The sequence below is a fragment of the Ottowia caeni genome, assembly GCF_050821495.1.
Classification (GTDB): domain Bacteria; phylum Pseudomonadota; class Gammaproteobacteria; order Burkholderiales; family Burkholderiaceae_C; genus Ottowia; species Ottowia caeni.
In genome coordinates this window covers 4,085,941-4,100,625 of record NZ_CP151080.1, presented here as the reverse complement: position 1 = coordinate 4,100,625, position 14,685 = coordinate 4,085,941, and the positions used below count along the sequence as shown (strand labels likewise).

The following is a 14,685-nucleotide window of genomic DNA, read 5'->3' as shown; positions in this document are numbered from 1 at the left end:
TTCCGGTTTAGGCAGAACAGGCGCAGACTCCATGCGCGCCGATCAACTACTCGTGATGCGTGGCCTCGCGGCCAGCCGTAGCCAGGCGCAACGCCTGATCGCGGCTGGCGCGCGCTGGCGCGCGCCAGGCGGCTGGCGTCCGCTCGGCAAGAGCGACGACCTTCCCGCCGATGCGCAGATTGAACTTCATGATGTCGCCGAGGCGCGCTACGTCTCGCGCGGCGGCCTGAAGCTTGAGGGCGCCTTGCGTCAGGCAGGGCTTGATGTGGCCGGGCGGCGCGGCCTCGATGTGGGCCAGTCCACCGGCGGATTTACCGATTGCTTGCTGGCGCAGGGCGCCGTGCAGGTGGTGGGCGTGGATGTTGGGCACGGCCAGCTTCATCCGCGCCTATGTGCGGATGCCCGCGTGGTCTGCCTTGAAAGCCTGAACGCGCGCGAGTTGAACGCGTCTGTATTGGCGGAGGCTGGCGTGGCACAGCCGAGTTTTGACCTCGTTACCGGTGATCTTTCCTTTATTTCGCTTTCGCTGGTGTTGCCGGCCTTGGCGCCGCTTCTGGCGCCTGGCGGGGCGCTGCTGATGCTGGTCAAGCCTCAGTTCGAACTGCAGCCCGGGCAGTTGGGTAAGGGCGGCATCGTGCGCGACGCGACCTTGTATCCGCAGGTTGAGCAGCGGTTGCGCAAGGCCTGTGCCGACGCGGGGCTGGCCGTGGCAGGCTGGTTCGACAGCCCCATTGCGGGCGGCGACGGCAACCGCGAATTCTTTATTCACGCCACCTCGGCGTCACCTGAATCAAACGTACCATGACCCTCCCTATTAGCTTGGAGTTCTTTCCGCCGAAGACGCCTGAAGGCGTCGAAAAGCTGCGCGCCGTGCGGCAGCAGCTGTATGCGCTCAAGCCGGAGTTTTGTTCCGTGACCTTTGGCGCAGGCGGCTCGACACAAGAAGGCACGCTCGGCACTGTGCGTCAGATTCTTGAAGAAGGTCTTCCTGGCGTTCCACATCTTTCCTGTATTGGCCAGACGCGCCAAACCATTCGTGAGCGCCTGGCGAGCTACAAGGCCGCTGGTATTCAGCGCATTGTGGCCTTGCGTGGCGACTTGCCCAGCGGTTACGGCATGGGCGGCGAGTTCCGCTATGCCAGCGAACTGGTGGAATTCATTCGCGCTGAAACCGGCAGTGCCTTCCATATTTCCGTGGCGGCTTACCCCGAAGTGCATCCGCAAGCGAAGTCGCCCTCCGCCGATCTCGAAGCTTTTGCTGCAAAAGTGTCGGCCGGCGCGAATGATGGCATGACGCAGTATTTTTTCAATGTTGACGCTTACTTCCGCTATGTGGACGAGCTGAAGCAGCGCGGCATTGATATTCCCATCGTGCCGGGGATCATGCCCATTACCAACTCCTCGCAATTGCTGAGGTTCTCAGATGCCTGCGGAGCAGAGGTGCCCCGCTGGATTCGCCTGCGGCTGCAATCCTTTGGCGACGACACCGCTTCCATCAAGGATTTCGGGGCCGATGTGGTGGCCCATCTCTGCGAGCGCTTGCAGGCGGGTGGTGCACCGGCGTTCCACTTCTACACGCTGAATCAAGGTGCACCTGTGCTGGAACTGATCAAGCGGATGGGTTGACAGCCTTCCTGGCTACGTTTTTTCACGGGCACTCTCAGTGCCGATCAAGGGCCCTTTTCAGGGCCCTTGGCATGTCTTACTTTCGATATCGCTCCTAAGTGCTTTATTTACAAGCGAAAAATTTCACGCTTGCTGGTTAGATCAAAGCTAAGGCGTTGATTTCATTGAAAGAATTTGTTGGTCCCTCTTGCCGACCGCTGTTTTCCTGCTACAGTGCAAAAAAGTGCAATTAAGTGGTGAAAAGTGCCTTCACCGCAAAGTTGCCGGCACTTTACAGGGGATTCACGTGTTTCAAGGGGCATCGTCGCTCAGTCTGGATGCAAAGGGGAGGCTTTCCGTGCCTACCCGGCATCGCGACGTCCTGTCCGCCACGGCTTCCGGTCAGCTCACCATTACCAAGCACCCGCACGGCTGCTTGATGGTGTTTCCCCGCCCTGAGTGGGAAAAATTCCGTGAGCGCATTGCTCAAATGCCCATGTCTGCCCAATGGCTCAAGCGTATCTTTCTGGGTAGCGCCATGGATGTCGATATGGACGGCACTGGCCGCGTTCTGGTGTCGCCCGAGCTGCGCCAGGCTGCCGGCCTTTCTCGTGATCTCATGCTGCTTGGCATGGGCAACCACTTTGAACTCTGGGACAAAGTCACCTACGACGCCAAGGAGGCCGAAGCCATCCAGGCTGGTATGGCCCAGGCGTTCGAGGAACTCGTTTTTTAAAGGAGGCAGGTGAACGCATGGTTGCACACCACGGTCCTGCTCCAAGAGGCGGTCGACGCCCTGGTCACGGACCCACAGGGGCTGTACGTGGATGCCACGTTCGGTCGGGGAGGGCATTCGCGCCTGATTTTGTCGCGGTTGGGGCCAGCCGGCCAACTGATCGCCTACGACAAAGACACCGAGGCGCTGGCCGAGGCGGCACGCATTCAGGATGCGCGCTTTTCCATCCGGCACCAAGGCTTTGCGAGCCTGAACGAGTTGCCGCCGCACAGCGCGGCGGGGGTGCTCATGGACCTCGGAATCAGCTCGCCACAAATCGACAACCCCGCCCGGGGTTTTTCTTTTCGTGCCGACGGTCCGCTGGATATGCGCATGGACACCACGCGCGGCCAGAGTGTGGCCGATTGGCTGGCCAGTGCGGAGCAAAGGCAGATTGCGGAGGTGATTCGTGAATATGGCGAAGAACGGTTTGCTGGCCCCATTGCAAAGGCGATTGTCACTCGCCGACAGGAGCGGGGCCCGCTTGCAACCACTCTCGAACTGGCCGAACTCGTGGCTGGCGCGGTCAAGACCCGCGAGCCGGGCCAGAACCCAGCAACGCGCACATTTCAGGCTCTTCGGATTTTCGTCAACGCCGAACTTGAAGAGCTCGAGCAGGCGCTGAAGGCAAGTCTCGAAGTCCTGCAACCTGGAGGGCGGCTCGTGGTGATCAGCTTCCATTCGCTGGAAGACCGCATCGTCAAGCAGTTCATCGCTCGGCATTCCCGTGCGGTGGTAGATCGCCGCGCGCCATTTGCCGAACCCGCGCCTACGCTGCTGCGCGCCCTGGGCCGTATTCGCCCCAGCCCGGCCGAAGTCTCCGCCAACCCCCGTGCGCGCAGTGCCATCATGAGAGTGGCTGAACGAACGGAGGCGCCGGCATGACTCGGCTTTCTGTCGTGCTTTTCGCAGCGGCCATCTTCAGCGCCTTGTATCTGGTGCGGGTTCAATACGACTCCCGGCGCCTGTTCACTGAGCTCGATCGTGCCATCGCCGAGTCGCATCGGCTGGAAACCGAGCGTAGCCGCCTCGAGGTCGAAAAGCGTGCAGAGGCTACCTCGTTGCGCGTCGAGAAACTGGCCAAAGAAAAGCTGGCCATGCGTACGGTCACGCCCGCCATCACCGAATACGTCGCTGCAAAAGCGGTGCCCTCGGCTACGGTCCAGGGGGCAAGCCGTGAAAAGCATTCGCTACACCTCCAGTCCGCTCCTCGCTTCCAAAACGCCGGTATGGCGCAGCAAGTTCATTGTGGCTTGCCTGGCGCTGGCGTTTCTGGGCCTGGTGGCTCGTGCGGCCTACGTACAGGTGATTGGCAATGATTTTTTCCAGCGCCAGGGGGAAGTGCGCTTTGCCCGAACCCTGGAGCTGCCGGCCAGTCGCGGCCGTATTCTTGATCGCAACGGGTTGATCCTGGCGTCCAGCGTGGTGGCGCCCAGCATCTGGGCGATTCCGGAAGATGTCGAGCGCGACGCCGAAAAGCTGAGCAAGCTGGCCCGCTTGCTTGGCATGCCGCTATCAGAGCTCAACAAGAAACTGGCTGACGAAGACAAGACCTTTGTCTGGATCAAGCGCCAGGTAGACGAGCCCGTGGCCAAGCAAATCGCTGAACTGAAGATTTCGGGTATCTACCAGCGCAAGGAATACAAGCGCAAGTATCCGGAGGGCGAAGCAGCCGCGCACGTCGTGGGGTTTGCCAACGTCGAAAACAAGGGGCAAGAGGGCGCTGAACTGTCGTTCGAGAAAGAGCTTGTAGGACACGCCGGTTCACGCCGCGTGATCAAGGATCGGCTGGGTCGCGTCGTTGAAGCCGTAGGCGACGAAGTCCCTCCTGTGGATGGACGGGACATCCAGCTTTCGATCGATTCCAAAGTGCAGTTCTTCGCCTATCAGAAGCTGCGCGACGCTGTCACGAGCCACAAGGCCAAGTCGGGTAGCGCGGTCGTGCTTGATGCCATCACCGGAGAAGTGCTGGCCCTGGCCAACTACCCGAGCTACACGCCAGACGATCGGCGGAACCTCACCGGAGCCCAGCTTCGCAACATTGCCTTGACAGACACTTTCGAGCCAGGCTCCACCATCAAGCCGATCACCGTCGCCATGGCGCTGGAGGCTGGCCGCGTCACGCCCCAGACCATCATCAGCACATCCCCGGGTTCTTACCAACTGGATCGCTTCACCATTCGAGATACCCATAACTATGGCGCGTTGACGGTGGAGGGCGTGATCCAGAAGTCGAGTAACGTTGGCGCGCTGAAGATCGCACAGAAAATGCAACCGCAGGAAATGTGGGAAACCTTTACGGCGCTCGGCTATGGGCAGCGTCCGCAGCTGTCTTTCCCAGGCGCTGCGGTCGGGCGGCTGCGGCCCTGGAAAAGCTGGAAGCCGGTGGAGCAGGCCACGATGGCCTACGGCTACGGTCTCTCGGCATCCCTGTTTCAGATGGCGCACTCCTACACCGCTTTTGCGCACGACGGCGAAGTGATCTCTGCCACGTTGCTCAAGCGCTCGGAAGCCGCACAGGGCATGAAGGTGTTTTCAGCGAAGAACGCTCAGGCCGTTCGCAAGATGCTGCAAATGGCCGCTGGCCCGGGGGTACCGGCCAGCGTGCGCAGACCGTGGGTTACTCCGTGGGGGTAAATCCGGTACGGCACGAAAACAGGCGGGCAAGGGCTACGCGAGCAACAAGTACCGAGCCTGGTTCACTGGCATGGCGCCCATTGAAAAGCCGCGCATCATCGTGGCCGTGATGGTCGACGAGCCAAGCAACGGTACTTACTATGGTGGTACCGTGGCGGCGCCTGTGTTCAGCGAGGTGGTCCAACAGACGTTGCGCATCATGGGCGTGCAGCCTGACATGGCAGTGAAGCCAGAGATCAAGGCCGAGGTGGTGGAGGAGTCGTTCTGATGGCGCACTCGCTTGAACCTCGCATGACTGAACTCCGCACGCCTCAGGAGGCCGCGCGCTGGCTGCGCGCCCGCGTTGCAGGGCAGCTTCATGCTGACAGCCGGCAGGTGCTGCCAGGAGACGGCTTCATCGCTTGGCCCGGCGCAGCAGTTGACGGACGGCGTTTCGTGGCGGCCGCACTGGCGCAGGGCGCGCAGGCGTGTCTCGTCGAGCAAGAAGGTGTGGAAACATTCGGTTTCGCGGATGAGCGCGTTGCCACATACCCGCGTCTCAAGGCGGACACCAGTCTCATCGCAGATGCCTACTACGGAGCGCCCTCGCACGAGTTGAGCATGGTCGCTGTCACAGGTACCAACGGCAAGACGTCGACGGCCTGGTGGCTGGCGTCGCTGTTGTCGGGGGTGAAGCTTCCCGGTACCTCACCGTGCGCCCTGGTGGGCACCCTGGGAACGGGCGTTCCGCCTGAAGTGCAGCCCACTGGCCTGACCACGCCTGACCCTGTGCTCCTGCATCGGCGTTTGCGCGAGTTTGCCGACCAAGGCGTGAAGAGTTGCGCGATCGAGGCGTCCTCGATCGGCATTGTGGAGCATCGGCTTGACGGCCTGGCGATCCGGGTGGCGGTGTTCACCAACTTTACCCAGGATCATCTCGATTACCACGGCACCATGGACGCCTACTGGCAGGCCAAGGCAGCCCTGTTTGACTGGCCCGGACTGCAGGCAGCGGTGATCAATCTGGACGATCCGCGCGGCGCTGAGTTAGAAGCCAAGGCTCGTGCCCGAGGCCTTGATGTATGGACCGTGTCTCTTCACCAGTCCGCGCGCCTGCAAGGCGGGGGGCTTGTTTATGGTTCACGCGGCATGACCTTCGATGTGACCGAAGGAGCATTGACGCAATCGCTCGATACCGCGCTCATCGGCGAGTTCAACGCCTCCAATGTGCTGTGCGCGCTCGGCGCCCTGCGGGCACTGGGCGTTCCCCTGAATGCCGCCCTACGCGCCTGCGCTGACTTGCCAGCGGTGCCTGGCCGCATGGAGTGCCTGGGCGGACCGAATGAACCGCTGGCCGTGATTGACTACGCGCACACCTCAGATGCCCTTGAAAAAGCGCTGGCCGCCTTGCGCCCGCTGGCCCAGCAACGCGGTGGCCGGCTGTGGTGCGTGTTCGGCTGCGGCGGCAACCGCGATGCCATCAAGCGTCCGCTGATGGCCGCGGCGGCCGAGTCGGCCGCCGATGTCGTGCTGGTAACCAGCGACAACCCTCGTGGTGAGCGGCCGCAAGCCATCATTGCAGACATCCTGACAGGCTTTGCCAATGTGGCCAAGGTGCGGACCGAAACAGACCGTGCCCGTGGGATTGCGCTGGCTCTCGCCGAGGCTTCGCCCGCGGATGTGGTGCTGATTGCAGGCAAGGGTCACGAAGATTATCAGGAGATCGAAGGCCGACGCTGGCCGTACTCCGATCAGGCGCAAGCGCGTGCCGCTTTGCATGCGCGCCAAGCAGGAGTTGCCCCATGAGCGCCATGAACCTGCGTCTCGACCAAGCCGCTGCCTGGCTGCCCGGTGCCCAACTCGTGGGCGATGGTTCCGTTCAGGTGGCGCGGGTGCACACTGACACTCGCACTTTGGCGCCTGGAGATCTCTTCGTGGCGATCAAAGGGGAGCGTTTCGACGCCGCCCGGTTCATGGGCGAGGCCAAGAAAAAAGGCGCCGTGGCGGTGTTGTGCAACGCTGAATCGGCGCCGTTGCTGGCGGCTTCTGGCTTGCCGGGTTTGCTCGTGCCGGATGCTCGGGTGGCGCTGGGCGGACTGGCGGCCGGCTGGAGGCAGCAGTTCGAACTTCCCTTGATTGCGGTCACCGGCAGCAACGGCAAGACCACGGTCACGCAGATGATCGCCTCCATCTTGAAGGCTTGGCACGGTGAAGCAGCTCTCGCAACCGAGGGCAACTTCAACAACGATATTGGTTTGCCGTTGACTCTGCTTCGGTTGCGCTCGTCCACTCGCGTGGCGGTGGTTGAGTTGGGCATGAATCACCCGGGTGAAATTGCCACTCTCGCGGGCTTCGCTCGGCCCACGGTGGCGCTGGTGAACAACGCGCAGCGCGAGCATCAGGAGTTCATGTCGTCGGTGGAAGCCGTTGCGCGCGAGAACGGAGCCGTTTTCCGTTCACTTCAACCTGGCGGAACGGCTGTGTTTCCTGCGGGGGATGCGTTTGAAGGTATCTGGCGGGACGGATCTCGCGACTGCCGTCAGTTGCTTTTCGATGAGCAGGCATCGGGTGCGGCGGTTCATGCCACAGAGGCGATATGGCTGGATGATCACTGGCGCGTCAGTGCTTCCACACCGGCGGGCGAGGTGCACTTTGCGTTGCACGCGCCAGGACGACACAACGTGGTCAATGCCCTGGCTTCTCTGGCTTGCGCGGCGGCAGCTGGCGCCCCGCTGGAAAGCATGGCGCAAGGTCTTTCAGAGTTCCGCCCTGTGAAGGGCAGATCCCGCACCCTGATGCTTCGCCAGCGCGGGCGTGCCGTGACCCTGATCGACGACACCTACAACGCCAACCCTGACTCCGTGCGCGCCATCATCGACGTGCTGGCCGAACTCCCTGGCCCGCGCCTGCTGGTGCTCGGTGACATGGGTGAGGTTGGCGAGCAGGGCCCGGCCTTTCATGCCGAGGTCGGCGCCTACGCGCGCGAACGCGGCATTGAGCGCTTCCTGGCACATGGGCCTCTCGCCATTCACGCGGCCATGGGATTTGGCGGTGGAAGGCATTTTGAAGATATCGCAGCCTTGATCGAGGCAGTTCGTACACACATGGGTCAATGCATCAGTATCGCCGTGAAAGGCTCACGTTTTATGCGCATGGAGCGCGTGGTGGAAGCGCTGGCGGCAGAGCCCGCCAAGACACACCCGGAGGACCCCCATGCTGCTTAGCCTCGCGACCTGGCTGCAGACGCTGTCACCCGAGTTCGGTTTCTTCCGGGTCTTTCAGTATCTGACTTTCCGTGCTGTCATGGCGGCCATGACAGCCCTGCTGATTGGCATTCTCGCCGGCCCGATTGTGATCCGGCGCCTGACTGAGCTCAAGATCGGTCAGCCCGTGCGCGGCTACGCCATGGATACGCATCTGATCAAGAGCGGAACGCCCACCATGGGGGGCGTGCTGATCCTCATCTCCATTGCTGTCTCCACGCTGCTGTGGTTCGATCTGTCCAATCGCTTCGTCTGGATCGTCATGTTGGTTACCTTCGGCTTTGGAGCCATAGGCTGGGTGGACGACTGGCGCAAGGTGGTGAATAAAGACCCCGAGGGCATGCGCTCGCGAGAAAAGTACTTCTGGCAATCAGTCATCGGCCTGATCGCCGCATTGTCATTGGCGTTCAGCATTTCCGAGAGCTCCAATGCGCGCGTATGGGAGCTCTTCGTCGACTGGATCAGTTCAGGCTTTACCCTCGATCTTCCGACTGCCGCGGGCCTGATGGTGCCGTTCTTCAAGGAGGTCAGTTATCCGCTTGGGGTGCTGGGCTTCGTGATTCTGAGCTACCTGGTCATCGTCGGGGCGAGCAACGCTGTCAACCTGACAGACGGGCTGGACGGGCTTGCGATCATGCCGGTCATCATGGTCGGCTCCGCGCTGGGCGTGTTCGCCTACGTGACCGGCAGCTCCGTCTATGCGCGCTATTTATTGTTTCCCTACATTCCTGGTACCGGCGAGATCCTGATTTTCTGTGCCGCCATGGCTGGCGCCGGTTTGGCCTTCCTCTGGTTCAATGCCCACCCGGCCCAGGTGTTCATGGGAGATGTCGGTGCCTTGGCGCTGGGCGGCGCGCTGGGCACCATCGCTGTAATCGTTCGTCAGGAGATCGTGCTGGCCATCATGGGCGGCATCTTCGTGGCTGAAGCGGTGTCGGTCATGATGCAGGTCATCTGGTTCAAGTTCACCAAGCGCCGCTATGGCGAAGGCCGTCGTCTGCTGAAGATGGCGCCGCTGCATCACCACTTCGAGAAAAGCGGCTGGGCTGAAACCCAGGTCGTGGTGCGTTTCTGGATCATCACCATGCTTTTGTGCCTGGTGGGCTTGTCTTCGTTGAAGCTCAGGTGATGGCTGCCAACATGCAAGTTCAACACGTCCTCGTACTCGGCCTGGGCCTATCCGGCTTGGCGATGGCGCGTTGGTGTGCTCGCCATGGTGCCCAAGTCACCGTGGCGGACACGCGTGAATCGCCGCCACAGTTGGCAACCTTGCGCGCGGACATTCCCTCTGCACAGTTCATCGCTGGCCCGTTGGATGCGTCTTTGCTGCATGATGCAAACTTCGGCGCGATCTACCGCAGTCCAGGGCTTAGACCCTCTGAATTGTCCGGGCTGACTGCTGCGGCCCGTGAGCGCGGCGTGCCTGTGGGCGGTGAGCTGAGTCTGTTCGTGCAGGCGCTCAATGCATTGAAAGCCGAACGTGCCTACGCTCCCGCCGTGCTGGCGATCACGGGAACCAACGGCAAGACCACGGTCACCTCCCTCACGGGGCAACTCGTGGAATGTGCCGGCAAGTCAGTGGCGGTAGCCGGCAACATTGGCCCGTCGCTTCTCGATGTACTCGGTCAGGCCCTGGATCAAGACGCCCTGCCTGAGGTCTGGGTACTGGAGCTCTCAAGTTTCCAGCTCGATGGCGTGGAAGGCTTCGAGCCTACGGCAGCCGCCGTGCTGAACATCACGCAGGATCACCTGGACTGGCATGGCGACATGACCGCCTATGCCGCAGCCAAGGCCCGAGTTTTTGGTGCCGAAGGCGTGATGGTCCTCAATCGCGACGATCCCATGGTCGCCGCATTCAGGCCGTCCACTCCTGTGGGCAAGGCCGCGCGGTTGCCGCAGCGCCCGGTGCTCAGTTTCGGCGCTGGCTTGCCCACCGTACCGGGTGATTTCGGTATTGAAATTGTCAATGGCATGGCCTGGCTGGTGCGTGCGCTCGAAGCAGACGAGACCCTGCGCCGTCGCAAGGGCAGCGAGCAGGAGATCCACCTGCAGCGCCTGATGCCCGCCGATGCGCTGCGCATTCGCGGGCGCCACAACGCTCTCAACGCGCTAGCCGCGCTGGCGCTGGCTGTCAGCGGAGGCTGCAAGCTGGCCCCCATGCTGTTTGGGTTGCGCGAATACCGAGGCGAGCCGCACCGCGTGGAATCCATCGGTGTAATGGCCGAGGTGGAATACTTCGATGACAGCAAGGGCACGAATGTGGGGGCCACGGTTGCCGCGCTGAACGGATTGGGTGCCGAGCGTAAGCTGGTGGTCATTCTGGGCGGAGACGGAAAAGGGCAGGATTTTTCCCCGTTGGCCGAGCCCGTGGCGCGTTTTGTCCGCGCGGCCGTTCTGATAGGCCGCGATGCGCCGCTGATTCGTGAAGCGCTGTCCGCCACGGGTGTCCCCCTCTTGCAGGCAGCCGACATGGGCGAAGCCGTGGTGCTTGCGCGCACGCACACCCAGGCCGGAGACGCGGTGCTGTTGTCTCCCGCGTGCGCCAGCCTGGACATGTACCGGGACTACGCGCACCGAGCCGAGGCATTCCATAACGCCGTGCGGGACATCGCGCATGCCGACGGGCTGGAGTTGGAGGGGGCCGAATGAGCGCCACATCCGAATCATTGCCCACGGGGGCAACGAAGCCTCGCCGGAGCCGTGCGCGCGCCTCGAGCGATGATCTGCCGGTTCGCATCGGCGGCATGGAGTATTCGCGCACAGCCACTACACCCGCGCGCGTGCTCGGGTTCGACCAAGCGCTGATCTGGGTGTGCCTGACCCTCCTGGCCTGGGGGGTGGTGATGGTGTACTCAGCCACTATTGCCATGCCGGACAACCCTCGTTTTGCTCGCGTTGGGCAGAATTTTTTTGTGTTCCGCCACGCCCTGTGGATTGGCGTGGCCTTCGTGGCTGCTCTCATCGCGTTTCAAGTGCGCATGGACTGGTGGGAAAAGGCCGCACCCTGGCTTTTCCTTGTGTGCCTGGGGCTGTTGATTGCCGTGTTGATTCCGCACGTGGGCATGGTTATCAACGGCGCGCGGCGCTGGATCTCGCTCGGACCCATGAACTTTCAGCCATCCGAGTTCGCCAAGCTCGCTGTCTTGCTCTATGCAGCAGACTACATGGTGCGCAAAATGGAAGTGAAGGAGCGCTTCTTTCGTGCGGTACTCCCCATGGGGTTTGCGGTGGGGGTGGTCGGGCTGCTGCTGCTCGCGCAGCCTGACATGGGTGCATTTTTGGTAATCGCCGTGATCGCCATGGGCATCCTTTTTCTGGGTGGCGTGAACGCGCGCATGTTCTTTCTCATTGCCGCCGTTCTGGTGGTCGCTTTCGGCCTGATGATTGCCTCATCGGAGTGGCGGCGTGAGCGCATTTTTGCCTATCTTGACCCTTGGAGCGAGCAGCACGCCTTGGGCAAGGGCTACCAGTTGTCGCACTCGCTCATCGCCATCGGCCGTGGCGAAATTTTCGGCGTAGGCTTGGGTGGCAGCATAGAGAAGCTGCATTGGTTGCCGGAGGCGCATACCGACTTTCTGCTGGCCGTGATCGGCGAAGAATTCGGACTGATCGGCGTGGTGTGCGTGATCGGCCTCTTCATGTGGCTGACGCGTCGCATCATGCACATCGGACGCCAGGCCATTGCACTGGATCGCGTGTTTTCCGGATTGGTGGCGCAGGGCATCGGGCTGTGGATCGGATTCCAGGCGTTCATCAACATCGGCGTGAACCTGGGCGCGCTGCCCACGAAAGGGTTGACGCTGCCATTCATGAGCTATGGTGGCTCGGCCATTTTGGCCAGCATGGTCGCCATCGCCATTGTGCTGCGTGTCGACGTCGAGAACAGGCGTTTGATGCGGGGAGGGCGCGCATGAATCAGATACAGAGCGTCGCCGCCACCCGTCAAAAATGCGCCCTCATGATGGCCGGTGGAACGGGTGGGCACATCTTCCCGGGCCTGGCCGTGGCGGAAGAGCTGCGCTCGCACGGCTGGCGCGTTCACTGGCTGGGCGCGCCAGCCAGCATGGAGGAGCAACTGGTGCCGCCCCGCGGCTTCGCCTTCGAACCCGTGGAGTTCGGCGGTGTGCGAGGCAAGGGGTTGAAGACCATGGTGCTGCTGCCGCTGCGGCTGCTGCGGGCGTTCGGTCAGAGCATCGGAGTCATCCGCCGTGTCAAGCCAGATGTCTTGGTGGCATTCGGAGGCTACATCACCTTTCCCGGCGGCATGATGGGCGTGGCTCTGAACAAACCACTGGTACTGCATGAGCAGAATTCGGTTGCAGGCATGGCCAACAAAGTCCTGGCTGGCGTTGCCGACCGGGTGTTTACCGCGTTTCCTCGGGTGCTGCCCAAGGCCCGAGAAGTGAAATGGGTGGGCAATCCACTGCGTTCCGTCCTGACCCAGATCCCCGCACCGGCCGAGCGTTTCGCGGGCCGCAGCGGCCCACTGAAGGTGCTGGTCGTCGGTGGTAGCCTGGGGGCCAAGGCATTGAACGATGTCGTGCCGAAGGCACTCGCCATGATTGAGCCCGCACAGCGCCCGGTGGTCGTCCACCAAAGCGGTGCCAAACAAATCGACGAACTGCGCGCCGCGTATGAGGCCGCCGGTGTGGAGGCCACCCTACTGCCTTTTATCGACGACATGGCAAGTGCTTATGCCGAGGCCGATCTGGTGATCTGCCGTGCAGGCGCCACCACTGTGAGCGAGATCGCCGCCATTGGCGTGGCGGCACTGTTCGTGCCGTTTCCCCATGCGGTCGATGATCATCAAACCACCAACGCGAAGTTTCTCACCGACCAGGGTGCTGGTTGGCTGATCCAGCAACGCGACCTGAGCGCTCAGGCGCTGGCCGATCTGCTCCGAAGCAAAGATCGGTCCACTCTTTTATCCATTGCGGAGAAGTCCCGACTGATGAGGAAAACGAACGCCGTGCAGGAAATAGTAGACGCCTGCGAGGAGTTGGCCAAATGAAGCACGCTATTCGCTGCATCCATTTCGTCGGAATAGGCGGCTCCGGCATGAGCGGCATTGCCGAGGTGCTGCATAACCTGGGCTACACCATTTCCGGGTCTGACCTTTCAGACAGCGCCACCTTGCAGAGGTTGGCGGCACTAGGCATCAAGACCTTCATCGGTCATGCAGCCGAGCATGTTGAAGGCGCCGACGCGGTGGTCACTTCCACGGCCGTCAAGCCAGACAACCCCGAGGTGGTGGTCGCCCGTGAGAAGTGCATTCCAGTGGTGCCTCGCGCCATGATGCTGGCCGAGTTGATGCGGCTCAAGCGAGGAATCGCCATTGCTGGCACGCACGGCAAAACCACGACGACCAGCCTGGTAGCGAGTTTGCTGGCCGAGGCCGACCTCGACCCCACTTTTGTCATTGGCGGACGCCTCAACAGCGCTGGCGCCAACGCACGACTGGGCGCAGGCGAATACATCGTGGTGGAGGCCGATGAGTCCGACGCGTCATTTCTGAATCTCCTGCCCGTGATGGCAGTGGTCACCAATATTGATGCGGACCACATGGAAACCTACGGGCACGACTTCGGCAAGCTGAAGAAGGCCTTTGTGGATTTCCTGCATCGCATGCCGTTCTATGGCGCGGCCATACTTTGCCTCGAAAGCCCGGCGGTACGTGAGATTGCCGGAAACCTGGCTTGCCCCGTCACAACCTACGGGTTTGCCGAGGATGCACAGGTGCGTGCCGTCGACGTCCGCGCGGTCGGTGGGCAAATGCACTTTACCGTTCGCCGTCGCAACGGTGTAGACCTGCCCGACCTGCCCGTCGTGCTCAACCTGGCTGGCGAACACAACGTGCTCAATGCGCTCTCGGCCATTGCGGTCGCGGTGGAGTTGAACATTCCAGACGAAGCAGTTCAGAAGGCTCTGGCAGAGTTCAAGGGTGTGGGCCGCCGCTTCCAGCACTACGGCGACTTCCCAGCCAAGGACGGAGGCATCTTCACCGTCATCGACGACTATGGTCACCACCCCGTGGAAATGGCGGCCACGCTGGCGGCCGCGCGCGGCGCCTATCCAGGCCGTCGCCTGGTGCTGGCATTTCAGCCGCACCGCTACACCCGCACGCGTGACTGCTTCGAAGATTTCGTCAAAGTCATCGGTACCGCCGACCGCGTGGTGTTGACCGAGGTTTATGCAGCTGGCGAGGAGCCGATTGTGGCCGCCGATGGCCGCGCGCTGGCACGTGCATTGCGCGTGGCAGGCAAGGTTGAGCCCGTGTTTGTGGACGACGTCGCCGACTTGCCAGCGCTGGCAATCGAGCAGGCTCAAGGCGGCGATGTCGTGATGTGCATGGGGGCCGGAACGATTGGTTCCGTGCCAGGCAAAATCGTTGAAATGCTACAAAAAATAGAGCATAATTCCCGCTGA

The 14,685-nt window shown here is 62.0% G+C and carries 11 protein-coding genes and 2 pseudogenes; all 13 read left to right on the top strand.

Annotation, left to right across the window (positions count from 1 at the left end; translation table 11 throughout):
- Positions 1–31: 31 nt before the first annotated feature.
- The 13 genes and pseudogenes from AAAK34_RS19255 to murC all read left to right on the top strand — a co-directional run bounded on the left by AAAK34_RS19255 (position 32) and on the right by murC (position 14,685).
- The gene (locus AAAK34_RS19255) at positions 32–805 is read left to right on the top strand and encodes a TlyA family RNA methyltransferase (RefSeq protein WP_231694619.1); all 774 of its coding nucleotides are present in this window, start codon (positions 32–34) and stop codon (positions 803–805) included.
- Positions 802–1,626, top strand: coding sequence for a methylenetetrahydrofolate reductase [NAD(P)H] (metF, locus tag AAAK34_RS19250; protein ID WP_231694620.1), 825 nt, complete (start codon positions 802–804; stop codon positions 1,624–1,626). The genes AAAK34_RS19255 and metF overlap by 4 nt, the downstream gene beginning before the upstream one ends.
- 286 nt (positions 1,627–1,912) lie before the next feature.
- Positions 1,913–2,341 carry a division/cell wall cluster transcriptional repressor MraZ gene (gene mraZ, locus AAAK34_RS19245; RefSeq protein ID WP_231694846.1) on the top strand — a complete coding sequence of 143 codons (429 nt, stop codon included), beginning with the start codon at positions 1,913–1,915 and terminating at the stop codon, positions 2,339–2,341.
- A gap of 9 nt (positions 2,342–2,350) precedes the next feature.
- Positions 2,351–3,265, top strand: a complete 915-nt coding sequence (rsmH, locus tag AAAK34_RS19240) for a 16S rRNA (cytosine(1402)-N(4))-methyltransferase RsmH (RefSeq protein WP_231694621.1) — start codon at positions 2,351–2,353, stop codon at positions 3,263–3,265.
- Positions 3,262–3,531 (top strand): annotated as a pseudogene (ftsL, locus tag AAAK34_RS19235) (cell division protein FtsL); the annotation flags it as partial. The gene rsmH and the pseudogene ftsL, both read left to right, overlap by 4 nt.
- 25 nt (positions 3,532–3,556) lie before the next feature.
- Positions 3,557–5,285 (top strand): annotated as a pseudogene (locus tag AAAK34_RS19230) (peptidoglycan D,D-transpeptidase FtsI family protein).
- Between the two features lie 23 nt (positions 5,286–5,308).
- Positions 5,309–6,802 carry a UDP-N-acetylmuramoyl-L-alanyl-D-glutamate--2,6-diaminopimelate ligase gene (locus AAAK34_RS19225; RefSeq protein ID WP_231694624.1) on the top strand — a complete coding sequence of 498 codons (1,494 nt, stop codon included), beginning with the start codon at positions 5,309–5,311 and terminating at the stop codon, positions 6,800–6,802.
- Positions 6,799–8,220, top strand: coding sequence for a UDP-N-acetylmuramoyl-tripeptide--D-alanyl-D-alanine ligase (locus AAAK34_RS19220; RefSeq protein WP_231694625.1), 1,422 nt, complete (start codon positions 6,799–6,801; stop codon positions 8,218–8,220). The genes AAAK34_RS19225 and AAAK34_RS19220 overlap by 4 nt, the downstream gene beginning before the upstream one ends.
- On the top strand, positions 8,210–9,388 hold the full coding sequence (gene mraY, locus AAAK34_RS19215; RefSeq protein ID WP_231694626.1) for a phospho-N-acetylmuramoyl-pentapeptide-transferase: 1,179 nt from the start codon (positions 8,210–8,212) through the stop codon (positions 9,386–9,388). The genes AAAK34_RS19220 and mraY overlap by 11 nt, the downstream gene beginning before the upstream one ends.
- Positions 9,388–10,908, top strand: coding sequence for a UDP-N-acetylmuramoyl-L-alanine--D-glutamate ligase (murD, locus tag AAAK34_RS19210; protein ID WP_231694627.1), 1,521 nt, complete (start codon positions 9,388–9,390; stop codon positions 10,906–10,908). The genes mraY and murD overlap by 1 nt, the downstream gene beginning before the upstream one ends.
- Positions 10,905–12,173, top strand: a complete 1,269-nt coding sequence (ftsW, locus tag AAAK34_RS19205) for a putative lipid II flippase FtsW (RefSeq protein WP_231694628.1) — start codon at positions 10,905–10,907, stop codon at positions 12,171–12,173. Before murD ends, ftsW begins: the two co-directional genes overlap by 4 nt.
- A complete protein-coding gene (gene murG, locus AAAK34_RS19200; RefSeq protein WP_231694629.1) occupies positions 12,170–13,270 on the top strand; it encodes an undecaprenyldiphospho-muramoylpentapeptide beta-N-acetylglucosaminyltransferase in 1,101 nt (366 codons plus the stop codon). Before ftsW ends, murG begins: the two co-directional genes overlap by 4 nt.
- Positions 13,267–14,685, top strand: a complete 1,419-nt coding sequence (murC, locus tag AAAK34_RS19195; RefSeq protein WP_231694630.1) for a UDP-N-acetylmuramate--L-alanine ligase — start codon at positions 13,267–13,269, stop codon at positions 14,683–14,685. The genes murG and murC overlap by 4 nt, the downstream gene beginning before the upstream one ends.

What these genes read in the sequence shown, in the direction of transcription:
- ftsW (WP_231694628.1), top strand. Translation starts at nt 10,905, where the DNA reads ATGAGCGCCACATCCGAATCATTGCCCACGGGGGCAACGAAGCCTCGC.
- AAAK34_RS19225 (WP_231694624.1), top strand. Translation starts at nt 5,309, where the DNA reads ATGACTGAACTCCGCACGCCTCAGGAGGCCGCGCGCTGGCTGCGCGCC.
- murC (WP_231694630.1), top strand. Translation starts at nt 13,267, where the DNA reads ATGAAGCACGCTATTCGCTGCATCCATTTCGTCGGAATAGGCGGCTCC.
- AAAK34_RS19220 (WP_231694625.1), top strand. Translation starts at nt 6,799, where the DNA reads ATGAGCGCCATGAACCTGCGTCTCGACCAAGCCGCTGCCTGGCTGCCC.
- metF (WP_231694620.1), top strand. Translation starts at nt 802, where the DNA reads ATGACCCTCCCTATTAGCTTGGAGTTCTTTCCGCCGAAGACGCCTGAA.
- mraY (WP_231694626.1), top strand. Translation starts at nt 8,210, where the DNA reads ATGCTGCTTAGCCTCGCGACCTGGCTGCAGACGCTGTCACCCGAGTTC.
- AAAK34_RS19255 (WP_231694619.1), top strand. Translation starts at nt 32, where the DNA reads ATGCGCGCCGATCAACTACTCGTGATGCGTGGCCTCGCGGCCAGCCGT.
- murD (WP_231694627.1), top strand. Translation starts at nt 9,388, where the DNA reads ATGGCTGCCAACATGCAAGTTCAACACGTCCTCGTACTCGGCCTGGGC.
- murG (WP_231694629.1), top strand. Translation starts at nt 12,170, where the DNA reads ATGAATCAGATACAGAGCGTCGCCGCCACCCGTCAAAAATGCGCCCTC.